The 24,104-nt window shown below is 48.5% G+C and carries 25 protein-coding genes; 18 read left to right on the top strand and 7 right to left on the bottom strand.

The features are described 5' to 3' along the window. Positions 1-26 precede the first annotated feature (26 nt). The gene (locus tag BZG13_RS08205; protein WP_077486264.1) at positions 27-1,682 is read right to left on the bottom strand and encodes an AAA family ATPase; all 1,656 of its coding nucleotides are present in this window, start codon (positions 1,680-1,682) and stop codon (positions 27-29) included. Between the two features lie 184 nt (positions 1,683-1,866). Here BZG13_RS08205 and matP point away from each other — a divergent pair, with 184 nt between their 5' ends. After that, the gene (gene matP / locus BZG13_RS08200) at positions 1,867-2,316 is read left to right on the top strand and encodes a macrodomain Ter protein MatP (protein ID WP_077486263.1); all 450 of its coding nucleotides are present in this window, start codon (positions 1,867-1,869) and stop codon (positions 2,314-2,316) included. 31 nt (positions 2,317-2,347) lie between these two features. Beyond that, positions 2,348-2,638 carry a DUF3634 family protein gene (locus BZG13_RS08195; RefSeq protein ID WP_077486262.1) on the top strand — a complete coding sequence of 97 codons (291 nt, stop codon included), beginning with the start codon at positions 2,348-2,350 and terminating at the stop codon, positions 2,636-2,638. Between the two features lie 267 nt (positions 2,639-2,905). On the opposite strand, the gene BZG13_RS08190 is transcribed toward BZG13_RS08195, so the two are convergent. Together BZG13_RS08190 and BZG13_RS08185 are read right to left on the bottom strand one after the other, a co-directional pair. Then, positions 2,906-5,026 (bottom strand): ATP-binding protein, encoded by a 2,121-nt coding sequence (locus BZG13_RS08190; protein ID WP_077486261.1) that lies wholly within the window; start codon positions 5,024-5,026, stop codon positions 2,906-2,908. 2 nt (positions 5,027-5,028) lie between these two features. Continuing rightward, complete coding sequence (locus BZG13_RS08185) at positions 5,029-6,219, bottom strand: FIST signal transduction protein (RefSeq protein WP_077486260.1); 1,191 nt, start codon at positions 6,217-6,219, stop codon at positions 5,029-5,031. Positions 6,220-6,361: 142 nt separating this feature from the next. Here BZG13_RS08185 and BZG13_RS08180 point away from each other — a divergent pair, with 142 nt between their 5' ends. Next, a complete protein-coding gene (locus BZG13_RS08180; protein WP_077486259.1) occupies positions 6,362-6,922 on the top strand; it encodes a hypothetical protein in 561 nt (186 codons plus the stop codon). Positions 6,923-7,009: 87 nt separating this feature from the next. Here the strand turns inward: BZG13_RS08180 and BZG13_RS08175 are convergent, their stop codons facing one another. Beyond that, positions 7,010-7,429, bottom strand: coding sequence for a hypothetical protein (locus tag BZG13_RS08175; protein WP_077486258.1), 420 nt, complete (start codon positions 7,427-7,429; stop codon positions 7,010-7,012). Positions 7,430-7,706: 277 nt separating this feature from the next. On the opposite strand from BZG13_RS08175, the gene ccoN reads away from it, so the two are divergent. From ccoN to ttcA, 11 genes are all read left to right on the top strand, one after another. After that, positions 7,707-9,134 carry a cytochrome-c oxidase, cbb3-type subunit I gene (ccoN, locus tag BZG13_RS08170; protein WP_046073229.1) on the top strand — a complete coding sequence of 476 codons (1,428 nt, stop codon included), beginning with the start codon at positions 7,707-7,709 and terminating at the stop codon, positions 9,132-9,134. A 13-nt stretch (positions 9,135-9,147) separates the two neighbouring features. Further along, positions 9,148-9,759, top strand: coding sequence for a cytochrome-c oxidase, cbb3-type subunit II (gene ccoO, locus BZG13_RS08165; RefSeq protein WP_077459067.1), 612 nt, complete (start codon positions 9,148-9,150; stop codon positions 9,757-9,759). A 12-nt stretch (positions 9,760-9,771) separates the two neighbouring features. Next, positions 9,772-9,954, top strand: a complete 183-nt coding sequence (locus BZG13_RS08160) for a cbb3-type cytochrome oxidase subunit 3 (RefSeq protein ID WP_077459068.1) — start codon at positions 9,772-9,774, stop codon at positions 9,952-9,954. Next, positions 9,954-10,934 (top strand): cytochrome-c oxidase, cbb3-type subunit III, encoded by a 981-nt coding sequence (gene ccoP, locus BZG13_RS08155; protein WP_077486257.1) that lies wholly within the window; start codon positions 9,954-9,956, stop codon positions 10,932-10,934. Before BZG13_RS08160 ends, ccoP begins: the two co-directional genes overlap by 1 nt. Positions 10,935-11,008: 74 nt before the next feature. Then, a complete protein-coding gene (locus tag BZG13_RS08150; protein ID WP_077459070.1) occupies positions 11,009-11,494 on the top strand; it encodes a FixH family protein in 486 nt (161 codons plus the stop codon). Positions 11,495-11,496: 2 nt separating this feature from the next. Next, complete coding sequence (locus BZG13_RS08145) at positions 11,497-13,875, top strand: heavy metal translocating P-type ATPase (protein ID WP_077486256.1); 2,379 nt, start codon at positions 11,497-11,499, stop codon at positions 13,873-13,875. A 4-nt stretch (positions 13,876-13,879) separates the two neighbouring features. Beyond that, positions 13,880-14,095, top strand: a complete 216-nt coding sequence (gene ccoS, locus BZG13_RS08140) for a cbb3-type cytochrome oxidase assembly protein CcoS (RefSeq protein WP_077459072.1) — start codon at positions 13,880-13,882, stop codon at positions 14,093-14,095. Continuing rightward, entirely contained in the window at positions 14,082-14,756 is a 675-nt protein-coding gene (locus tag BZG13_RS08135; RefSeq protein ID WP_077486255.1) for a sulfite exporter TauE/SafE family protein, read from the top strand. Before ccoS ends, BZG13_RS08135 begins: the two co-directional genes overlap by 14 nt. Positions 14,757-14,821: 65 nt before the next feature. After that, the gene (locus BZG13_RS08130) at positions 14,822-15,571 is read left to right on the top strand and encodes an FNR family transcription factor (protein ID WP_077486254.1); all 750 of its coding nucleotides are present in this window, start codon (positions 14,822-14,824) and stop codon (positions 15,569-15,571) included. Between the two features lie 145 nt (positions 15,572-15,716). Further along, complete coding sequence (gene uspE, locus BZG13_RS08125; RefSeq protein ID WP_077486253.1) at positions 15,717-16,664, top strand: universal stress protein UspE; 948 nt, start codon at positions 15,717-15,719, stop codon at positions 16,662-16,664. 145 nt (positions 16,665-16,809) lie between these two features. After that, entirely contained in the window at positions 16,810-17,739 is a 930-nt protein-coding gene (gene ttcA / locus BZG13_RS08120; RefSeq protein ID WP_077459075.1) for a tRNA 2-thiocytidine(32) synthetase TtcA, read from the top strand. A 156-nt stretch (positions 17,740-17,895) separates the two neighbouring features. Here ttcA and BZG13_RS08115 read toward each other — a convergent pair whose 3' ends face one another. Both BZG13_RS08115 and BZG13_RS08110 read right to left on the bottom strand, forming a co-directional pair. Then, the gene (locus BZG13_RS08115; RefSeq protein WP_069362400.1) at positions 17,896-18,546 is read right to left on the bottom strand and encodes a DUF2987 domain-containing protein; all 651 of its coding nucleotides are present in this window, start codon (positions 18,544-18,546) and stop codon (positions 17,896-17,898) included. Positions 18,547-18,576: 30 nt separating this feature from the next. Continuing rightward, positions 18,577-19,404 (bottom strand): hypothetical protein, encoded by an 828-nt coding sequence (locus BZG13_RS08110; RefSeq protein ID WP_069362399.1) that lies wholly within the window; start codon positions 19,402-19,404, stop codon positions 18,577-18,579. 271 nt (positions 19,405-19,675) lie between these two features. On the opposite strand from BZG13_RS08110, the gene potA reads away from it, so the two are divergent. From potA to potC, 3 genes are read left to right on the top strand one after another with little or no spacing between them, the layout of a single operon-like run. Then, positions 19,676-20,791 (top strand): spermidine/putrescine ABC transporter ATP-binding protein PotA, encoded by a 1,116-nt coding sequence (gene potA, locus BZG13_RS08105; protein WP_069362398.1) that lies wholly within the window; start codon positions 19,676-19,678, stop codon positions 20,789-20,791. After that, complete coding sequence (potB, locus tag BZG13_RS08100) at positions 20,778-21,629, top strand: spermidine/putrescine ABC transporter permease PotB (protein WP_069362397.1); 852 nt, start codon at positions 20,778-20,780, stop codon at positions 21,627-21,629. Before potA ends, potB begins: the two co-directional genes overlap by 14 nt. Further along, entirely contained in the window at positions 21,626-22,396 is a 771-nt protein-coding gene (potC, locus tag BZG13_RS08095; RefSeq protein ID WP_077486252.1) for a spermidine/putrescine ABC transporter permease PotC, read from the top strand. Before potB ends, potC begins: the two co-directional genes overlap by 4 nt. Positions 22,397-22,454: 58 nt before the next feature. On the opposite strand, the gene cobB is transcribed toward potC, so the two are convergent. Beyond that, positions 22,455-23,171: a Sir2 family NAD+-dependent deacetylase gene (cobB, locus tag BZG13_RS08090; RefSeq protein WP_077486251.1), complete on the bottom strand. Its 717-nt coding sequence runs from the start codon at positions 23,169-23,171 to the stop codon at positions 22,455-22,457. 188 nt (positions 23,172-23,359) lie between these two features. On the opposite strand from cobB, the gene BZG13_RS08085 reads away from it, so the two are divergent. After that, entirely contained in the window at positions 23,360-24,079 is a 720-nt protein-coding gene (locus BZG13_RS08085) for a DUF3581 family protein (protein ID WP_077486283.1), read from the top strand. Positions 24,080-24,104: the final 25 nt, after the last annotated feature.

Raw genomic sequence — 24,104 nt, 5'->3', positions numbered from 1 at the left:
TACACGTGTACGCCAAACAACTCGGATCAGTACTGGCCAAACCAGTTTTTTAAGCGTTTAAACAAACTGTTGCAGCTTTGTTTGTCATCAGTATGAAAATGATTTATTCGATTAGATATTTTTCTGAGCAATGTCTCCTCATCATCTCCGGAGAATGGGAGACCTGTCACAAGCGGCAAGGCTTGTTCGACATCATCCACCGCCCAAATATGAAACTGGCCGGCTTTAATCGCATCAACCACGTCGTTACGTAGACACAGAGAAGAGAGGTTGGTTTTGGGTAACACCACGCCTTGTTGACCAGTTAAACCACGGTGCGCGCAGACTTGATAATAGCCTTCAATTTTTTCATTAATCCCGCCAACCGCTTGTACGCGACCAAATTGGTCAACGGCGCCGGTGATGGCGATGGCTTGATTAATCGGTTGTTGAGATAACGCGCTCACAAAGGCACATAATTCAGCCAAGGATGCACTGTCACCATCCACTTCGCTATACGATTGTTCGAATACAATGGAGGCGGAATACGGTAAAGGGTCATCGAGGTTTAGCGCCACGCTCACAAAGGCCTGCATAATCATCATGCCTTTGGCGTGAATGTTGCCCGCAAGCTCGGCTTTACGCTCAACATCAGCAATATCACCATCACCGGAATGAACGACACAAGAAATTCTCGCTGGCTCACCGTAACTCATCGGATGCCCAGGCACTTCGATCACCGTTAATCCGTTTATTTGACCGATATGCTCGCCGCGGGTATCAATAAAAACTTGCCCTTTGTGGATATCTTCAATCGCACGTTCGGGGAGGTAGGCAGCACGTTGGTAACGCTGAGAGATAGCAGCATCAATGGCAGCTTTGTCGAGGGCATCCGACGCCGTTATGACAGATTCAGCCAGTAGTTGATGATACCAAACCGGACACAAGGGCATCCGCCATTGATCTTCGCTTTCACGTGCCCCGGCTTGCAACAAACGTACTAAGCCTGATTCTGTCATGGGTAAGTGAGTGTGTGCAGTAACCAAGCCTTTTAGCCAAGCAAAGTAGGGCACAATGGTGGTCGCGTCGAGCGCAATGTCTTGCTCATATTCGGCATAAGCTGATAGGCCGTCGTAGAGATCAGGCTCATTGGTTTCAAAGTCGGCCAGCCACTGTCTGTCGCCGACTAACACCAGACGTACGTTCACTGCCTCATCGGGCAACTCCGTCACTTGATCGGCGCGGGCGGTTTGCCAAGCGAGCTTGCCCGTTGATAAGCACTGCTTGAGACGCACCCAAATCCGCGGCTGCTGCAGTATATCCGCGACTTTTAAAATTAATACGCCATCGTGAGCTTGATGTAGCAAACCGTACTTTTTTTGTGACGCTGTCACATTCTTATTCGCATCATAAGCGAAGCCAAACAGTGTTGATTCGGTAATCGCATCACCGATCACAACCGGCACCTCTGGGTACTGTGTCGCTAATTCTGCTTGATAGGCATTCAGATATTGAGGTAAGTCAGCGGACATCACGGTAAGACAAGCCGTTGGACAAGAAGGTGACATTAACCAAGTCAGAGCCTTTTTTAAGCGTGATTGCAGTGATAACAGTGAGGCCGCCTCTAAATGCGCAAATTGTGCAATGTCGAGAGAAAACTGAGAATAATGTGGTTTGGCATCACGCCAATCAACTTCATGCATGTCTATGATTACTGACTAAGATTAGAATGGATAGAGTATAAAGGATAACACACTGTGGTAATAGGATAGTGGGGCCATTGGATCAACCATTGGCGCACGGTGGCATCGTTGCGGTGTGTGATAATTGAACAGACAGCGCGTTAGTGTTACGCTGTCACCACGTGGCGTGACAAAAGCTTGGCATATGAAATATCAACAACTCGAGAACCTTGAGGCAGGCTGGAAATGGGCCTACCTGGTGAAAAAGTGGAAAGACGGTGACGCTGTCACAAAGTACATTGATAGCGATGAGGCTAAAACAGCTGTTGATGCCTTGTTAGCCTTAGAGCATGAACCCACGCGGGTGCATCAATGGATTGAAAAGCACATGGCGCCGTCGCTGGAGAAAAAGCTAAAACAAGCGATTCGCGCCAAGCGCAAGCGTCACTTTAACGCCGAGCAAGAGCAAACGCGGAAAAAATCCATCGATTTGGATTACCGGGTGTGGGAGAAGCTCTCGCAAAAAGCACATGAGCTTGACGCGACCTTATCCGATACTATTGAGTATTTATTATCTGAGGCCAATCGTTCAGAAAGTGCCAACAAGCAAGTAGACACCTTAAAGCAAGATCTGAGTAACTTGCTAGGAATGTGAAACCTGTTAACCGATAAGCGAGCATTGCAGTATGGGCTACTTTTTACTGATCTCTTTTGCCATTTTCCTCGCATTCATGTTGATCGACCGGCCACTGATCGTGATTGCATTTAAAGATGGTCAGTTAGTGCGTCATAAAGGAAAAGTGCCGAAAGGTTTCTTACATGACTGCCAAGACATCGCGAAGCGCCATCCGTTTACGGGCACAGTGAAAGTGTATAGCAATCGCTTTAAACCCGCGAAGGTGGTGATGTCGCGCAGCGTTGATAACCGTATTCAACAACGTATCAAAAACGTATTTCCACATCAGTCATTCAAATAGCATCAGATTACACGCCGTGCCGGACAAGGAGCGATGTGATAAGCGAGAAACGCCATATCGCTCCTATCTTAACGCATACCTCTAAGTGCGCATTATATAGATTATGTTAAATACAGTGTCAAGGTTGATGACGTCCGTGCTAGTTTACTCGTCGAGCACTACTCGCTTGCTGTCATTAAACGTAATTATCTATTTACCATAAAATGGCTAATTACTACTTCCTTTAATCTTGATTATTCCAAATGAATTGGCCTAARTCGATTCAARTCAGCGGTAATTAGTGGAMAGATCTAATGGCTGATGRRCRTGCAGTACGGCGTTAAGGCTCGCSGCYCTAATGGGTTTAGTCACAAAGTCGTCCATGCCGGCACGGACACACCGTTGTTTGTCTTCATCCATCGCGTTAGCCGTTAACGCAACAATTGGACGTTTAAATCCAGACGCGCGCAGTGCTTTGGTGGCTGCGATGCCATCCATTACGGGCATCGACATGTCCATGAGCACAAGATCGAATTCTGTTTGTTCAACCCGTGCCAGAGCCTCTTCGCCATTGGATGCGAGCGTCACGGTATGGCCTTGTTTTTCAAGCATTAACCTCACCACCATTTGATTAGCGCGGCTATCTTCGGCGACCAATATCGACATAGGCTGCACGGCATCAGCCGGGACATTGGGCTGTGCTTGGTACTTTTCTGCATCTTGAGGTGTCTCGACAATCGGCAAGCGAACGCAGAAGTCAGTTCCCTGATAAGGCTCACTTTCTACGTGAATACTGCCCCCCATCATCTCTACCAGTTTTTTGCAAATGGATAATCCGAGGCCGGTACCACCAAAGCGGCGAGTAATGCTGCCATCCGCTTGAGTAAAAGGCTCAAAGATTCGATCAATCTGCTTTTCGTCGATACCGATTCCTGAATCTCTCACCCATAGCTCAAGGCGCTCACCATGAGCGTCAAGTGACACTGTCACCCCGCCACGGTCCGTGAATTTTAAAGCATTGGCCACCAAGTTAAGCAGTATTTGCGTAAAGCGGTTCTCGTCCATAAACAAGGTGTTAGGCACAGAAGGAGAGACACTGACAGAGAGGTTAATGCGCTTTTTATCAGCCCGCTCAATCAACTGTTGATAGACATTCGACACACTATCGCTGGGCTTCATCAATGAGGGAGAGAGTGAAAAGCGGTTAGATTCAATTTTAGACAAATCTAGCACATCGCTGATCAATGTCAGCAATAACTGAGCAGATTTATCCATTTGCCCTACCCACTGCGTTTGCTCTTGCGTCAATGAAGAGTGTTGCAACGCATCGATCAATCCCAAAACAGCATTGAGTGGTGTGCGGATCTCGTGGCTCATGACCGCAAGGAATTGCGACTTGGCATTATTCGCCAACTCAGCTTGCTGACGCGCCTGCTGCAATTCAACGACGCGACGTTTGGTCGCGGTGATATCTTTAGCCGTCCCCCGATAACCTGCAAGTTCACCGCGCTTATTGTAGCAAGGACGGCCTGATAGACTGACCCAATAATCATGGTGACGAGACGCTATATGCCACTCAATATCGCTAAAGGCTTTTTCTGTATATATGTACGCTTCTAACGTCGTTTTTAATTCGGCATCTGATTTGAGCTTTGCCAGAAGGGCTTCAGCATCAATGTCGGTATCAGTATTGGGTGACGACAGGTAAGTCAGTTGAAATTGGTTATCGAGCTCCCAAAACCAATCACTGGCTGTTTGGGCAAAGTCTTGAAAGCGCTGGCGGCTAGCATTCAGTTCCTGGGTGCGACTCCCCACTAATGCATGGAGGCGATGGCGGTAGTCGATATCCATAATGGTCCGCTCAATCAAGGGGCGAAACCGGTCGATAACTTGCTGAGCTTCGTTATTAAATGCATCACGGCGGTGTGACAGTAAAATAAGCATGACTTCACTGTCATTGACCGTCAGCCCGCTAATCAGCGCAGTGCCTTGTAAATAACTGGCATATTGATGCGTTAAGCAATGCAGCTCTTTCACCATGCCAGGTTTATAGATAGCAACCGTTTCGCCACTCACACAGCGGCGAAACACATCCCCTGTTTGCCAAGTGACGGTTTCGAGCAAGCGTTCAGTCGAGACTAAACAGCGAAACGCATCTTCTGTTTCTCGGTTACGGCTTAGCGCCACGGCGCTATCAAAGCTGACATACCGGCGGATCACATCAAGTAAGGAAGCAAAAATATCGGTTTTTGACGTCGCTTCCGTCATGGCTGAGATCGCCGATAAAATTGCGTCGTTTTCTTCCCTTAAACGCTTTTCTCTTGCTTCAACACGACTGAGTTCAAATAAGGTTTCTTGTAAAGATTCAGAGTCTGAACGTTCAAAGGTCGATACGCGTTTCGACGTCATGATTAATCCTTATGAAATAACACAGCCGAGATCATTAAATTACCGTGGGACAATTCCCCACCCTTAAACAGGCCTTGTTCACCAAAGGTAAACGGGCATACAAACGGCGCAGTGTATAAGGCCGTGTTGATATTGTCGGCGACTTGATCCAGTCGATCTTTGACGTGAAGCATACACCCTGCACAATAAATCGCCAGCCCACCAAGAGGTTGAGGTGTCCGCAATGCATGATCGTTTGCCGATTCCACGACTCGACTTGCACGGGCGATTAACCCTTCACTGGTGCCTGTCATAAAGTGTGCGGTTTGCCCAACGGCGATTTGCGAGAAGAGCTCCATGTGTCCGTCTTGGTTCACAAACATGGGGTGTGACAAGGTGTAATAGGGTAAGCCGTGTATCTTGCCCGTTTGTGTCCCGAGCGGATACAAGGTTGATCGCGCAAATAACGAATCATCTAAGTCTAGCGTCTGCCCTGTTTCTTCTTCGTACCAGTCTCTATAAACCACCGATGCGGGTTTGTGATCCAAACTCACTAAGGTGCGACCACGTACCTCTGTAACGATGGCCTTCTTCGTTGTGGCGGCATAACCGGAGTGGAATGAATAGCTCACCCGTGCGGTTGGATAAAAAACACTGATTGCGATGCCAGACTGCGCGGTTTGCTTGTTATCGAAAATGGCCCATCGTCCGCCGACGGTGTCGGCCGCCGCTGACCCACCTATCACCGGAACCGATACGCCCAACTCTTCGCGAATAGCAGCTAACGTCGTCTCCTCATCCCCTGGTGTACTGTGTAAAGCGATGAGTTTGGGAAGTTCACCACAACGGCCGCTCTCTTCTATGGCTTGATTAAGCGCAATACGTGCTGAATCGCGTATTGGGCGATGGGCTTGATGTGGCACAAGGGATGTACCGTAACTCCCCTTTTCATCATTGCAAGCCCACACTGCGGCTGTTGGCCCTTCGATGTAACCGGCTTGCGTCATGACACCACCGCAGGTCGTACAACCTATCAATGGCACGCCAGGAAAGAGTGCAACCATTGCTCGCTGAAGTGCATCAACATCGTATTGCTCCGTGCAGTAGACCATTAAAAGCCTCGGTGCGCTTAAGCGGCTCAATAACGTGCGCGCCAGTGTTTGCGCGGCGTCCACTGCGTCTGGTTGTTGTGTGCATGCTGTGGCTATTTTCATCTTAACGTTCGTTATTGTTTTCGCTATTTATCACGATTTTAATGATACTTGTATCAGGCAATCAAATCATTGCGCTACCCACTGAAATCGCGCTTGAAATCACGTATTCTATCACTTCATTTATATCGCTAGAGCGCTCAACATGGATTGTCGACCCGTTGCGTTATTCGGTGGGGCCTGCACCTTAGGTGCCACTATCGCCTATCAATTAGCCGCGAAAGGCTATACCCCTGTTATTATCGATCATAATCAAACGACAGCGCTCGACATTGTCGCTCATGATCCCCGAGTCAGGTTTAAAGAAGCCCCTGCGCTCACGCAAGATACGCTCCAAGTCACGCTTGATCAGTGTACTGCGCAACTCTCCCCTTTTATCGGTGCCGTTATCGTCTCTGAGCTCGGGCATGCCTATATACAATCGCTGGGGATTGATGGGTTAGATACGTTTTGTCAGGTGGAGGCTCGTTGTGTCGTTATTGCTACAAACAGGCACCTGGGTAGCGTGTCTCTCAATGACAAGCCGGCTACAAATCGCCTGCAACGGATTAACAGTATAAGTTTCTGGTCGGATCACAATATTAACACTGATGTGGAAACATTACCGTCGCGTAAAAAGAGCGAAGTTTTATCTCCTTTGGTATGCTTTCTTTTGAGTGATGAGTCAAATAGCATTAACGATCAAGAGTTTAAGATTAAGCTGTAACAAGATAAAAAAGGAAACACTCATAAATAAGCATTTCCTTTTATAATCGTCATAAACGAAAAAAAATAATCTTTAAACCGCAGTTTTTCACTCGCTTTTAGGGTAATTAAATTTAAATTGATATTGATCAAAGACAAGGTTAAAGCTCATGGCGTCGCGAGGTAAATCTTGTGTTTTCCATTGCCAAGTCAGCGTGATCTTCTCCCCATCTCGGTCCTGCTGATCGCTAATTTCGATCTGCTTATTCCCTTCCTCTCCCCAATAAGCCAAGTGTGGCTTTTGGTCTGAAGTGGCTGAAAATATTACACTATCATGCTCTTTTCTCCATGAGAATGCTATCGCTTGCTGAGATTGTGACGTGCCACAAAATCCACGCTCCCCTTCACAGTCTATAATGGTCAATCCGGGTGTATAGACCAGCGTCCTCCAGAAGAAAGCAACCACTAAAAGTGTAAGCATAACGATAATTTGCGCGAGTCGTCCTCGAGTGAGTTTTTCTGCTGCCATGGGTAGCTTTCTCCGTGTTACAGAGGTCAAAGTTTTATAAGAAAGGTAGGTAAGCCGCACTAAGTGTGTGGGTTAGACCCTGTTTTTTAACCAGTATCTACAGTATGATTCTGGTCGAAAATGCCATTTTTACAAAGAAATAGCAACGGAGTGTGCAAAGTGGTTAAAAACCATACGCAACGGGGCGTTTTCTTAAAAATGGTATGTTAACAGGCGAAGCGGAGGCTTCGTCCGTATCAAACGTGAGTGTAGTTAACTAAAAGTGGAAGCATGCAATATGAGCCAAGTTAAGCAGCTTGAACAAGACTACAACTACCGCGTTGTCCGCTTATTTACTCTAACAACCATTTTGTGGGGTATTGTGGGCATGGCTGTAGGTGTACTTATTGCCGCTCAATTAGTGTGGCCTGCACTGAACTTTGATATTCCGTATTTGACGTATAGCCGTTTGCGTCCACTGCATACTAACGCAGTGATCTTCGCATTCGGTACCAGTGCGTTGTTTGCAACCTCTTATTATGTTGCGCAGCGAACTTGTCAAACACGGTTGTTCGGAGGGAAGTTAGCAGAGTTCACCTTCTGGGGTTGGCAAGCCATTATCCTTTCTGCAGCCATCTCGCTGCCAATGGGATACACCACCTCTAAAGAGTACGCGGAACTAGAGTGGCCAATTGATATCGCCATCGCGGTGGTATGGGTCGCATACGCTATCGTGTTCTTTGGCACGCTTATCAAGCGTAAGACGTCACATATTTATGTGGCCAACTGGTTCTTCGGTGCCTTTATTCTGACCATCGCGGTGTTGCACATCGTTAACAGCATGGCAATCCCTGTTTCACCGATGAAGTCTTACTCTATCTATGCTGGCGCAGTCGATGCGATGGTACAGTGGTGGTACGGACATAACGCGGTTGGTTTCCTGCTAACAGCAGGCTTTCTGGGTATGATGTACTACTTCGTTCCCAAGCAAGCGGGACGCCCTGTTTACTCTTATCGACTCTCCATCGTCCACTTCTGGGCATTGATTTCTCTCTATATCTGGGCGGGTCCTCACCACCTTCATTACACGGCACTACCCGACTGGACGCAGTCACTGGGGATGGTGATGTCGTTAATCTTGTTTGCACCTTCGTGGGGCGGGATGATTAACGGTATTATGACGTTATCAGGTGCGTGGCATAAACTCCGCTATGATCCCATCTTGCGCTTCCTTATTGTGTCTTTGTCATTCTATGGCATGTCCACGTTTGAAGGCCCAATGATGTCGATCAAGACAGTTAACGCCTTGTCGCATTACACCGATTGGACAATCGGTCACGTTCATTCCGGTGCACTTGGTTGGGTTGCGATGGTCTCTATCGGCTCCATCTACCACTTGATTCCAAAACTGTTTGGTCAAGAGCGTATGTACTCGGTGTCTTTGGTGAACGTACACTTCTGGCTTGCCACGATTGGTACCGTACTCTACATCGTTGCCATGTGGATTTCTGGTGTGATGCAAGGTCTGATGTGGCGCGCTGTCAACACTGACGGTACGTTGACATACAGCTTTGTGGAGTCATTGGAAGCCTCCTACCCGTTCTACTTCGTCCGCTTTATCGGCGGTGCGATTTTCCTATCAGGCATGTTCTTGATGGCTTACAACGCATATAAAACAATTCGTGCGCCTGAAGCTAGCTTGAAATCGCTTGAGCCTGCGGTGTAAGGAGGACGATTAAATGAGTTCAAATCGCCACGAGATAGTAGAAAAAAACACAGGTTTGCTAGCGATTTTGATCATCGTTGCAATCAGCTTTGGTGCATTGGTGGAGATAACGCCATTGATTTACCAAAAGCAAACCACTGAACCGGTAGATAACCTTCGTCCGTACACAGCGTTAGAAATGGAAGGACGTGACATCTACATCCGTGAAGGGTGCAACGTTTGTCACAGTCAAATGGTTCGTCCATTTCGTGCTGAAACCGAGCGTTACGGTCACTATGCCGTCGCAGGAGAAAGTGTTTGGGAGCACCCTTTCTTATGGGGCTCTAAGCGTACTGGTCCTGACCTTGCCCGAGTTGGGGATCGTTACTCTGACGAATGGCACCGCGTTCACTTAATTAATCCACGTGACGTAGTACCTGAATCGAACATGCCTGGCTTCCCTTGGTTAGCAGAGAACAAGCTAGATGGGGAAACAACGGCCGCGAAGCTGAAGTTATTCCGTGACCAATTTGGTGTGCCATACACCGATGAGGACATCGAGAATGCTAAGGCAGCGGTTGAAGGTAAAACGGAGATAGAAGCGTTGATTGCTTATCTTCAGTCACTAGGTCACGCAATGAAGTAATAAGGAGGGCCTATGGATATCGGCACCTTTCATAGTATCTGGACAGTTGTCCTATTTGTGAGCTTCATTGGGATCGTTGTTTGGGCTTATAGCAAACGTCGCAAAAAGCACTTTGATGAAGCGGCTAACCTGATTTTCGACGATGAGGAGAACAATCAGGATAAGTCCAATCACAAGACAGGAGATAATCGCTAATGAGTACGTTTTGGAGTATCTTCGTAACAGTCATCGTACTCGGCACGATTGCTGGCTGTGCTGCTCTTATCATTTGGACAACCAAAGATAAAATGGGCGTCGCAGAAGGCGATGACATGGGTCACGAGTATGATGGTATTCGTGAACTCAATAACCCACTGCCTAAGTGGTGGTCGTATATGTTTTGGGCAACCCTGGTGTTCGGCTTAGGGTATCTTATCCTCTATCCGGGGCTGGGTAACTTTGCCGGCGTGTTAGGGTGGAAAAGTTCGTACCAAGACGTAAGCAGTGTCGAGGAGTCGCGTGAGTTAATGGCAAAAGCGCAAGAAGCGCAGCACATTAACCAATATGCGATGGAGCTCGAGGCGGCTGACAAGGTATTTGGTGAAGCATTCCGCAAACTGGCGTACCAAGAAGATGGCAAATCATTGCGCCCGATTACTCAAATCGCACGTAATGAAGAAGCTTTAAAGGTTGGTCAACGTTTGTTTAGCCAAAACTGCGCGGCCTGTCATGGATCGGATGCGCGCGGTCAGGCTGGTTTCCCGAACCTTACCGACGATGCGTGGTTGTATGGTGGCGAGCCTGAAACCATTAAAGCCACGCTTCTCCATGGCCGAAAAGGCAACATGCCAGCTTGGTTAGATACCATGGGTGAAGACGGCGTGAAAGAAGTTGCGGCTTATGCGCTGAGCTTGTCAGGCCGTAAAGTGGATCCGCAAATGGCTGCTAAGGGTAAATCTCGCTTTGTTGTATGTGCCGCATGTCACGGCACGGACGGCAAAGGTAATCCTGCCTTTGGTGCGCCGGATTTAACTGACAATATCTGGCTATATGGTGGCTCTCGCCGCGCGGTTGAACAAACCATTCGTGGTGGTCGTCAAGGCGTGATGCCCGCGTGGGAAGCTCACCTTGGCGAAGAAAARATTCAGATACTCTCTGCCTATGTATGGCGTTTGAGTAATCCTGAAGTAGAATAAGCACTTAGGTGTGATACACAGCCCCTGCTTGCAGGGGCTTGTTAAATGTAAATGCTCAAACCGAGGAGCTTCTGATGGTAACACCCTGGTACAAGCAGTTTTGGCCTTGGTTCCTGATTGCCCTTCCCGCTTCTGTTGTCGTCGCGAGTTTGTTAACTGTGACCGTCTTTTCAATGAACTCTGTGTCTCTCGTGGCAGAGGATTACTATAAGAAAGGCAAAGCGATCAATGTTGATCTCTCCAAGCTGAAAGTCGCGGCACAGCTAGGTGTTTCAGCGCAACTGTCGTCAAGCAACCAAGCAATCGCGATAACACTAGATAAAGGTGATCTCGCGTCATTTCCTGCGCTTAAGGTGCATATTCAGCACCGAACACTCGAGCGAAAAGATGTGAATGTGATGGTAAACCCAAACCAAGCAGGGGTTTATCATATCGATCTGGCTGAGCCAATATCTGGGCCCTGGTTTATCGAAATCACTTCATTCGATAAGCAATGGAAAGTTCACGGTCGTGTCGATTTCCCTGTCTCAACTCCCCTGACGTTAAGCGGTAAGCAGTAACCATGACCACATCCTGTTATCACTGTGGTGATCCTGTACTGACAGGAGACACCTACCAAGTAGTGATCTTCGATAAACCCCGCCTTATGTGTTGCCCTGGCTGCCAAGCCGTGGCAACCACGATCGTAGACAGTGGTTTGAGTTCTTATTATCAATATCGGACAGAGAACGCCGATAAGGCCGACTTGGTCCCCGAAGAGCTCAAAGCACTGACCCTATACGATAATCAAGATGTACAACAAGAGTTTGTCCGCGATGTGGCAGACCAAAAAGAGGTGACGTTGTCACTTGATGGTGTCTCCTGCGCCGCTTGTGCGTGGCTGATTGAAAAGCAACTGCAGCGTACCACGGGTGTCACACATATTCAGGTCAACACTACCACGAACCGCGCCCAGGTGCGTTGGGATGAGAATGAAACCTCCCTGAGTACGGTACTCACACACATTCATCATCTAGGTTATAAAGCGGCACCTTTTGAGGCCGACAAGCAAGAACAACAATACCATCGCAACATGAAGCAGTACTTATACCGATTGGGTATTGCTGGCTTAGCCACCATGCAGGTCATGATGTTAGCGGTGGCGATGTACTTCGAAGTGTTTGGCGATATGGACGAAACCTTTCGCAATTACTTCCGGTGGATAAGTTTAATCTTCGCGACGCCTGTCTTGCTTTATTCCGCGTTACCTTTTTATATCAATGCGTGGCGCAACCTTAAGGCACGCACACTGGGCATGGATGTCCCCGTTTCTATTGCTTTGTTATTCGCCTATTTTTCTAGCTTGTATGCGACCGTTACCGGAAAAGGAGAAGTGTTTTTCGAATCGGTGGCGATGTTCACCTTCTTCTTATTGCTCGGGCGTTTTCTGGAAATGCGCGCACGCCGTACCGCGGCGGCGGCCAGCGCTAACTTGTTAAAACTGGTCCCCAAAATGGCGCGTCGTCTTAACGGTGAAGCCGTGCCCGCTAACAGTCTTAAAGAAAACGATCAAATTCGTGTGTTGCCCGGTGAGCCCTTCCCTGCCGATGGAAAAATACTGTCTGGCACGACCTCTGTCGATGAAGCCATGCTGACAGGGGAATCGCTGCCACAAACTAAGCAACTCGGTGATGCCGTTTATGCCGGCACCATGAATGTGGAAGGGAATGTCGATATATGTGTCACGAGTAATCACAAAGAGTCTCTCGTGGCTCATATTGTGCGTTTGCAAGATGAAGCTCAAATGGCAAAGCCCAAAGTAGCGGTGCTGGCAGACCATATCGCGCGTTACTTTGTCGCCGCCATCTTAATCATTTCCGCGTCGACTTGGCTCTATTGGCATGTTGTGCAACCTGGCGATGCCTTTTGGATCATGTTATCCGTGCTTGTTGCGACCTGCCCTTGCGCATTATCGCTCGCCACCCCTACGGCCCTTACTTGCTCAACATCGACCTTTGGCCAGCTCGGCATCATGTTACGCCGAGGCCACGTCTTAGAAACCTTAACCAAGGTGAATCGATTGGTGGTTGATAAAACAGGCACACTGACCGAGGGTGAGGTAAAAATTGATTCCGTCCGCGTATTTGCCGCTGACATTAGCGAACAAGCGGCCTTGAACATTGCAGCCAGCTTAGAAGGGTTTGCCAATCACCCCATCGCCAACGCGTTCCAAGCAAAAGCGACTGAGGCTCTGACAGTCAAAGCGGCGGACAACCATATTGGTCAAGGGGTAAGCGGCGAGATCAATGGCCAACAGTGGCGTATTGGTAAGGCTGCATTTGCTCTATCCTCGCCTAAAACTGAGTATGATGCCTATCCCGTCGTGCTTAGTTGCAACGGGCAAGTAGTGGCTGCGTTTTCACTGACCGATCCGATTCGGCCAAGCAGCGCACGATTAATCGCCGCATTGAGACAATCTGGCATCCAAACCACCATGCTAACCGGTGATCAGTCACGCAATGTGGAACAAGTCGCGGACACCCTTGGCATAGATTCTGTGATTTCAGGGGTATCGCCGCAAGGAAAACTGGCGTACCTTCAAAGCCTTGATGATGACACCGTGACCCTGATGGTCGGTGATGGCGTCAATGATGCGCCGGTTTTAGCCGGTGCCCACTTGTCGGTTGCGATGGGCGGAGGCACTGATATTGCTAAATCTTCCGCCGATATGGTGTTGTTGAGTGACGATTTAGAAAAACTGCTGACCGCCAGGCAGCTTGCCCAGCAAACGCGCCGTATTATCCGCGAAAACTTAATTTGGGCCTTAGGCTACAACGTTACCATTCTGCCGTTGGCGGTTATGGGCTATGTTGCCCCATACGTGGCGGTGGTAGGCATGTCAGCAAGCTCGATCATTGTGGTATCTAACTCGCTGCGCCTACTGAACAAAAAAGAGGATTAGCGTTATGGCTAGTTTGTACATTTTGATCCCTATCGCCATCATGTTGGTTTGCGTGGCGGCCGTTGTCTTTATCTGGGCGGTCAAATCTGATCAATTCGAGGATCTAGAACGGCAAGGCTCTTCGATCCTTTTTGATGAAGAAGAGCCGGAGAAAGACACCGGATCACAATCAAGCCAACCCACCGCTCCTGACGCGTCGACCCAAGATGACAAACGTTGATTTTATAGGTGCCCTCATCATTGGTCTGCTCGGGGCAGGTCACTGCTTGGGGATGTGTGGCGGGGTCGCTGCGGCTATGTCGCTTGGCATTCCTTCGCAAAAGGCCAAATGGCCATACCTTCTCTTGTATAACTTGGGGCGTATCAGCTCATATACGCTTGCTGGCGCGATGATTGGTGGCGCTGTGGCCTCGTTGCTTGCTTTGTCCGATTTAACGCAGCATCTTGCGGTATTGCGACTGTTTGCGGCCATCATGATGTTACTATTGGCAGCCTATATGGCCCAAGTATGGAATGGCCTTAGCTATATTGAGCGACTGGGTAGCAAACTCTGGCGAATTATCTCTCCGCTAACATCCAAGCTAATGCCACTGCGTTCGCCGTTATATGCCTATCCCTTTGGCCTTGTTTGGGGCTGGCTGCCCTGCGGGCTGGTTTACTCAGCGCTCAGTTGGGCTGCCGTCGCTGGCAGTGCCTCAGGCGGCGGCCTTGTAATGCTGGGGTTTGGCCTCGGAACGTTACCGGCGATGTTAACTGTTGGCGCCCTTGCAGAGCGGGTGAAGCCCATTCTTAACAACCACTTACTGCGTTTGATATGTGCCACAATGTTGGCGCTTTATGGCTTTTACACGGCCTATTCAGCACTCAAACTCCTGATATAAGGTCGACCTAGCACATAATCATGGTGTAATATGTATATTGACGTTAATCAATTTCAGGCAGGTGTATGGTGTCTAATAAGATCATCACTCGGCGGGTTCAGTCAGGCGGCTGCGCARTTCATTGTCAAGATTGCAGTATTAGCCAACTGTGCATTCCCTTTACGTTAAATGAGCAAGAGTTGGATCAACTGGATAGCATCATTGAGCGAAAAAAACCTATTCAGAAAGGCCAAGAGTTGTTCAAAGCCGGTGATAGTCTACGAGCGCTGTATGCGATTCGTTCAGGTACGGTTAAGACCTACACAATCACAGAACAAGGGGATGAGCAGATAACTGCCTTCCACCTTGCCGGCGATTTGGTAGGCTTTGATGCTATTAACGATAGTGAGCACCCCAGCTTTGCTCAAGCGCTAGAAACGTCAATGATTTGTGAGATCCCCTACGACACGCTTGATGACCTCTCTGGGAAGGTGCCTAAGCTTCGCCAGCAAATCATGCGACTAATGAGCAATGAGATAAAAGGCGATCAGGATATGATTTTGCTTTTATCGAAGAAAACGGCTGAAGAACGCTTGGCCGCTTTCCTTTATAGCCTCTCGAAGCGCTTTTCTCAGCGTGGGTTCTCTCCGCGTGAGTTCCGTCTTACCATGACACGAGGTGACATTGGTAACTACCTTGGCCTAACCGTTGAAACGATTAGTCGCTTATTAGGCCGCTTCCAAAAGTCAGAAATCTTGGCGGTCAAAGGGAAATATATCACGGTTCTAGACTTAGAAGAGCTTGCTCGTCTTGCGGATGAAGAATGCGTTGTTTAGCAGACAGAAGTAAATAAGTTGTTAATAAATGGCGCTTTATGCGCCATTTCTCTTTTTTGCTCTATGGTAAGCAATTTCTTTCGCGTGAACGGGCGAAGTAGGTTAAAGTGAAATTAACTGATGCATCTGTGCAAAGGAGGCAGATATGTCTAGGTACACGAACCTGCTCGTCGTCATTGATCCTTCCCAAGAACAACAGCCTGCACTTTCGCGTGCGGTCACGCTTAGCCAGCGAAGTGATGCAAAGGTTAAGCTTACCCTCTTTCTTGCTATTTATGATTTCTCTTACGAAATGACATCCATGCTCTCATCGGATGAGCGGCAAGCGATGCGCCAAGGTGTGATGCACCAACGTGAAGAGTGGATGAATGAGATTATTCAAACGCATCAAGCTCAAGAGTGTGAAATCGAAAAAGTCGTGGTATGGCATAATCGTCCTTACGAGGCGATCGTTGAACGCGTGCTGAGCCACCACCACGATTTGGTGGTTAAAGCGACACACCAGCACGACACTCTAGGCTCGGTCATCTTTACACCCACCGATTGGCACTTGTTACGCAAATGCCCAAGTTCAGTATTATTAGTTAAAGACCATGGTTGGCCAGATAAAGGCAAGATCGTTGCCTCTGTGCATGTGGCATCTGAAACCGAGACCCACGCTGAGCTCAACGACAAATTAGTCGATGAGGGGAATATCATGAGTGCTATGCTAGGGGCTGAGTTGCACCTGGCTAATGCCTACCCCGCCACCCCGGTGAATATTACTATCGAGCTGCCTGACTTTGATCCGACATCCTATACCGATGCGGTGAGAGGTCATCATCTCACCGCCATGAAAGCCTTGCGTCAGCGCCATCATATCGAAGAAACACGCACGCATGTCCAAGAAGGGTTGCCGGAAGATGTTATCCCCAACATTGCCGGAGAGTTGGATGCCGAGCTTGTTATTCTCGGTACCACAGGACGCACTGGCTTATCCGCGGTGTTCATTGGCAATACCGCAGAGCACATGATTGATCAACTCGACTGTGACTTACTTGCCATTAAACCTGATGGCTACATTAGCCCACTCGATCCTCGCGCTAACGATTAACCTTTCTCATTCCCTTATCTAGCAGGCAGTGGCATTCACTGCCTGCGGGTGACTGGCATTTGTGGTCAAAATCCGTATCATACCCGCCATTCATGCACACTGGCAGTGTAATGCGTTTACCTTGCCTGACAACGCGATAGTACTTATGAGCACCGAAGAGCTGAGCAAAGCACAAAAATACGGATTTAATAAACTGCAAAAGCGCATTCGTCGCAACACCGGACAAGCGATTGCCGACTTTAATATGATTGAAGACGGCGATCGCATCATGGTTTGTTTATCAGGCGGCAAAGACAGCTATACCTTGCTTGATATGCTGCAAAGCCTGCAAAAGAGCGCGCCAGTTTCATTCCAACTCATTGCGGTCAATTTAGATCAAAAGCAACCTGGGTTTCCTGAGCACATTTTGCCAGCGTATTTGGAGAGCTTAGGCGTCGAGTACAAAATTGTTGAAGAAGACACTTACTCCATCGTCAAAGAGAAAGTGCCTGAGGGCAAGACAACCTGTTCCCTATGCTCGCGACTTCGCCGCGGTATCTTATATCGCACAGCGAAAGAGCTGGGGGCGACCAAAATTGCATTGGGTCACCATCGAGACGACATATTAGAGACTTTGCTTTTAAACATGTTCTACGGCGGCAAGATGAAAGGCATGCCACCGAAGCTCGTCTCTGATAACGGCGAACATGTGGTGATCCGTCCACTGGCCTATTGCCGAGAAAAAGACATTGAGCGTTACTCAGAGCAAAAGGCTTTCCCGATCATTCCGTGTAACCTTTGTGGCTCACAGCCCAACCTACAACGCCAAGTGATCAAAGATATGCTCCGAGATTGGGACAAGCGGTATCCAGGCCGTATTGAGACGATGTTCCGAGCCATGCAAAATATCGTCCCTTCCCATATGGCCGATATCGAGCTGTTTGATTTTAAATCCGTCGCAGCGGGGATGGCGTTTGAGGGAGACGGCGATACTGCATTCGATAAAGAAAACTTTACCGATCCGGCGCCCGTTTCAGAAAGCCCTGTAGAAGTTGACCCTAATTTATCACTCGACGTGGTCAATGTCGGCACATAGTGTTTGAAGCATGGCAGAATCATAGTTGGCGCTAAATGGCCTGCTAATAAAAACGCCCACCTCAGACAGTGGGCGTTTTTTGGTCGTTTCAATCTTCTACATCATAGTGCGCATTGTATCTTTGAAGCTCAGTACAGGCTTGAAGCCTCTACCCGTTTATCCGTTTTTAGGCAACCAAGGCGACACTTTGATGGGGGCATCTGGCAGCGTTAACGTGGTGCTATCGCCAAGACGATTAACATCGATAATGGCTTGGTGAGCATCGATGGGGTATTTATTCCCCTCACTGCTGGTCACCGCGCCGGTCACCGAGGGCGCAAAATGTAGAACCACGCCCTGCGCCTTAGGCATAAACCAAGAAGCAAACATCCCGCCTAAGTTTTCCATCATGGTGTCCATCTGAGGCAACCAGCCCTGGATCTGCTGGCTAGTTAATTGCTTTCCTACGGGCTTATCAACCAACACTTGGAACGAGATATCACAGTTTCGATCGGCGGGCGTTTCAACAAAAACATCCGGATTCACTTTGCGGAGCTGGTTATCAAGAGGAAGCGGTAACGCTTGAGAGGCTGGGATATCAAACGCTTCATAATGTTCTTCCTTGCTCATCCATGCGCGAGAAATCGGACAAACCTCTCCCGACTCGGCCGAGACCATAAAGTACGCCACGCCAATATCAGGGTGCCCTTCTTCTACGTTATGTTTAAGCTGAGTAAATAGCTTGCTGTAGCTAAAGCGGTATGTATCGGCACTGGCCGGGACACTCACCATTCCCAGCATAACCAGTACACTGGCTAGTTTTTTCATCGGAACTCCAGTTGCAGGCTTAAAGCGGAATTAGGCGTCAAAGGTGTCTTGGTCAGGTGACGACGAGTTAGTCGTACTGTGTGACGCCCCTTCTTTATTCTCATTTTGTGACACTGTCACCTCGACACCAACGCCAAACATTTCTCGGTAAATCACACCTTTAACGTTGAAGAGAAAGGGTAACGCCCAAACCAAGGCAAAGCCAGCAGTGGCAAAAGAAATGAGAAATAGCACGCCTACAACCGCATAGATGGTTGCCATTTGGAACAATTTCTTGTTTACCGCTCGAAAGGATACGGTAAGTGCTTTAACTGGCGTGAGACGCTTTTCACAAATCAATAACGGCGACATGGAAAATGCCATCGCAACATACAGGCTCAGCAATGGAAAAATCATACTCGCCACACTTTGCAGTGTCGCTGACAGGCAGATCACCACCGTCACGGGCAACGCAAATACCAACCCTTTTAGCAAATGGCGTGGTTTAGAACGAAACCCTATAGCGTGACTCAAGCCCATTAAGCTCGCCCCCGCATATAATGGCGCAATCAGAACCTCAGAAGTAAAATTCGCCAACCACACAGATGAAATCATATCTGTGGTCAGCTCACGTTGACCGACCAATGCCTCAAATAAATGCGACGGTGCCCCCAACAACAACGTCAGCATCAGCATTAAAATACCTATTTGAGCCGCGAATAGGCACAAGGTGGCGGGCAAAAACGACCAGAAGTGCTTGAAGGTCTGAGAGAAGGCTTCTTTGATTATCTCAAATGGATCGAGCCGGTAGCGACCGTTTAGCGCCGTTTCTACCGACCCACCGATATGTAAAGCATTATTGTATTCTTGTTGACTCATAATCGTTATCTATCATGACTAATGCACCCAGTATATCTGACTGTAACCCATAGCCAAAAACCATTCTGACAAATAAGGAAAAATAACCAGATTGGCTTTGCGTAGATAATGGTCTGGTTTAGGCTGGATACCTTAATGGACAACAGAGACACAAGTGCCAACACGCGCGAAAAACTGCTTTAACTTCGATTGCCACGCGTCTATTATGCGCCGTCTGTTTTATGGGTACGAATGTACAAGACAATTTGCCAGGTAGAGAGAGAACGAACCATTGAAGCACGCAAATGTATCTCACAAACCGGTTGTCGAGCTCGCGTCACTAACCAAAAGTTTCGACGGCAAAGAAATCATCTCCCGTTTCAACCTAACGGTCAATAACGGAGAATTCCTAACTATCCTTGGCCCTTCAGGCTGTGGCAAAACAACAGTGCTCCGTTTGATTGCGGGGCTGGAAGATGCCGACAGTGGCGCTGTCGTTATCGATGGTAAAGATGTCACTAACCTGCCAGCAGAAAAACGCAATGTAAACACTGTCTTTCAAAGCTATGCCCTTTTCCCACACATGACAGTGTTTGAAAACGTCGCTTTTGGCCTACGCATGCAGGGCGTGGATCATCACCAGATTGAACCTCGAGTGATGGAAGCGCTGCGAATGGTACAACTTGACCATTATGCCTCTCGTAAACCTCATCAATTGTCTGGCGGACAGCAGCAACGTATCGCAATCGCACGTGCCGTGGTGAATAAACCGAGCGTGCTCTTGCTGGATGAATCCCTTTCTGCACTCGATTACAAACTGCGCAAACAAATGCAGATGGAGCTGAAACAGCTGCAGCGCAAGCTTGGGATTACCTTTATCTTCGTTACCCACGACCAAGAAGAAGCCCTCTCGATGTCAGATCGTATTATCGTTATGCGTGATGGCGAAATCGAGCAAGACGGCTCACCGCGTGAGATTTATGAAGAGCCTAAGAATTTATTCGTGGCACGCTTTATTGGCGAAATCAATGTGTTTGATGCCACTGTCATCAAACACATTGATGACAAGCGTATTTGGGCCCGGGTTGAATCTCGTGAGTGTGAGGTTTATTGCAAGCTCGATGTGCATCCGGGTGACGCGATCAAGGTATTGCTTCGCCCTGAAGACATCCGCTTAGAAGAGATTCATGGCAATGCCGAGCCTAATGGTATTGTGGGCTACGTACGCGAGCGAAATTACAAGGGCATGACCCTCGACTCGGTACTCGAGTTGCCATCAGGGCAAACCGTGATGGTGAGCGAGTTCTTTAATGAAGACGATCCTGACGTTGATCACTCCATCGATCAGAAAGTCGCTCTGACCTGGGTAGAAAGCTGGGAGGTGGTATTGGCCGATGAAAAAGCTTAATCTGCAAACCGCCATCGTAGGCTTGGTCGTGGGTTGGTTGCTGGTCTTTGTTTTTTTACCCAACCTAATGATTATCGCGACCAGCTTTTTAACTCGCGATGACGCTGATCTCATCGAGATGACCTTTACGCTAAGCAATTATGCAAAACTGCTCGATCCGCTTTATGCCAAAGTGGTCTGGCACTCATTCTACATGGCGGCCTTGGCGACCCTGATTTGCCTACTGATTGGCTATCCATTCGCGTTTATTATTGCCAAAATGCCGAAAAGCACACGACCTTTGATGCTGTTTTTAGTGATTGTCCCCTTTTGGACCAACTCTTTGATCCGCACGTACGGGCTAAAAATCTTTCTTGGCACTCGAGGGCTGCTCAATGAAAGTATGATGTGGCTTGGCTTAATAGAACGCCCCGTTCGCATCATGTATACCGAATATGCGGTGATGGTGGGCCTTGTCTATATTTTGCTGCCATTTATGATCCTGCCCTTGTATTCGAGCATCGAGAAACTCGATCGTAGCTATTTGGAGGCGGCGCGTGATTTAGGTGCCAATAAACTCCAATGCTTTTTGCGGGTGATCCTGCCACTGACCACACCCGGCATTATTGCCGGCAGCTTGCTCGTGATTCTCCCTGCGCTAGGCATGTTCTACGTCTCGGATTTGCTCGGAGGCGCAAAAAACCTACTGATTGGTAACGTGATTAAAAGTCAGATTTTGAACGTTCGCGATTGGCCGTTTGGCTCAGCGGCCAGTATTTCTCTGACAGTGTTAATGGGGCTGTTGCTGTTTGCGTATTGGCGTGTGGGTAAGTGGATGAATCGCAAGGAGGCATTATGATCCGGTGGCTTAGAAACAGTTTTCTCTCCTTGGTTTACGCCTTTCTCTACATCCCTATCCTGGTTCTGATCGTTAACTCGTTCAATGCCAGCAAATTTGGCATGAGTTGGAAAGGCTTTACCTGGGAGTGGTATGGGCAGCTGATCAATAATCATAGCCTGATGCAAGCGGCGGGTAACTCATTAACCATTGCGGTCTTTTCTGCTAGTGCTGCCGCCATTATTGGTAGCTTGACTGCCGTCGCCCTCTTTCGCTACCGCTTTCGTGGCAGACAATTTGTCAATGGCATGCTCTTTGTGGTGATGATGTCCCCGGACATTGTGATGGCTATTTCGTTATTGGCGCTATTTGTGTTGATGGGCGCACAACTGGGCTTTTTGACCCTACTGCTCTCTCATATCACCTTCTGCTTACCATTCGTAGTGGTCACTGTTTATAGCCGCTTAAATGGCTTTGACGTTAAAATGCTTGAAGCGGCGCGTGATTTAGGCGCGAGCGAATGGGTGATCCTTAGCAAGATTATTTTGCCACTGGCGGCACCGGCGGTTGGTGCCGGTTGGCTACTAAGTTTTACCCTTTCGCTGGACGACGTCATCGTTAGCTCGTTTGTGACAGGGCCAAGCTATGAAATTTTGCCATTAAAGATCTATTCGATGGTAAAAGTGGGCGTGTCACCAGAAGTGAATGCGCTTGCCACCATCATGCTGTTGGTCTCATTGGTGTTGGTTATGTGCTCGCAGTGGCTCGCGAAAGACAGGTTAAAGTAACCCGTGCGCTAGGGCTGCTATTCCACCAGCAGCCCTTTTCTATCTGTATCCTCTTGCGTTACTGCTCCAGTGCCAGAATTTCCTCCACCAGCTCAGGCACGAGTGTGCTCGCCTTCCCGTAACGCCGCTCATTAAATTCACTTTCCACGGCGCTGGGCTCCAAGTTTATTTCAATAGTGTGCGCACCATGCATTGCCGCTTCGTGCACAAACCCTGCCGCGGGATACACCGCCCCAGAGGTGCCAATAGAAATAAACAAATCCGCTTGATTAAGGGCATCATGAATTTTCCCCATTCCCAGAGGCATCTCTCCGAACCACACCACGTGTGGTCTCAGCGGAGCGGGCATTTGGCAACAATGGCAGTGATCGGACACCTGAATATCGCCGGTCCAATCGATGGTTTGCTGCGAGTGGCTACAACGCGCCTTTAACAGCTCACCGTGCATATGAATGATATTGTGTGTGCCCGCGCGCTCGTGAAGATTATCAATGTTTTGGGTCACAACAAGCACAGTGGCCTCGGTTTCCTGCTCTAGGCGTGCCAGAGCCTCGTGGGCCGGGTTGGGGGTGATTTCTCCTTGTAACTGGCGCCGACGATCATTATAAAACTGCTGAACAAGGGTCGGGTTTCTCTCAAAACCCTCAGGCGTTGCAACGTCTTCAATATGATGCTCTTCCCAAAGGCCATCTTGATCTCGGAAGGTTCTAATCCCTGACTCTGCAGATATGCCCGCACCTGTCAAAACTACGATGTGTCGATAAGGGAATGCCATACGTCGTTCCTATGCCGTGACCTGTTTATTGAGTTTATAACACGCTCATGCTTACCATTGAAGTAGTAAGGCTTTAGACCTTAGTCGTTGACTCTAATCACAAAAGGACAATGCAATGACTGGCTAGACCAATGCCGCGCGTCGCTTGAGTTACAATGTCTGCCTATTTCTCGCATCTGTTAACCATTATGAAACTAGAAGATTATTACAACGAGCAAGATGGCAAACTGATTTTTACTCGCCAGCAAGCAAGTGACTTTGCTAAACGTATCGCCGGCGACTTTAACCCGATTCATGACACGGACGCGTCACGCTTCTGTGTGCCTGGAGATTTGCTGCTTTCTATCTTATTGGCTAAAACAGGGATCAGCGAGCAAATCGAGATTAAATTCAATGGCATGATCAGTGCCAACACGCCCTTATCAATTGTCGATACAGGCAATAGCGTTACCGTCATCGATGATAACCAAAAGCTTTATCTGACCATGACACGCCATGGTCAGACACGTCACGATAAAGCACTAGCAACAGAGATCGCCGAGCACTACGTGCAGTTTTCCGGTAAGAACTTCCCGCATATCATGGTGCCACTGATGCGGGAGCAACAAATGATGATCAACACTGAACGTCCTTTAGTCATGTACGAGAAAATGAGCTTGGCGTTTGATGATCTCGCAATCAACTCTGCCGATGTCGCTTTATCAGATTCGGTGATGCACGTGAGCGGCAAACGCGGAAAAGTCGATCTTGCCTTTGATTTTATTGTCGATGGGCAGCGTGTGGGAAATGGATGCAAAACCATGGTGGCCAGTGGTTTGCGCCCCTACTGCGAAGAGGCCATTCAAAACCTGGTAGACCGATTTAATGCCAGAAAACAGGCTTACTGCGCCATCCCCGCCACAGAGTAATTTTTCCCTAAAGCCTTTGGCTCTG

The sequence above is a fragment of the Salinivibrio sp. ML323 genome (assembly GCF_001995745.1).
In the GTDB taxonomy this organism is placed as follows: domain Bacteria; phylum Pseudomonadota; class Gammaproteobacteria; order Enterobacterales; family Vibrionaceae; genus Salinivibrio; species Salinivibrio kushneri.
The sequence above is the reverse complement of the archived record's forward strand: the minus strand, read 5'-3'. Positions and strand labels throughout refer to the sequence as shown.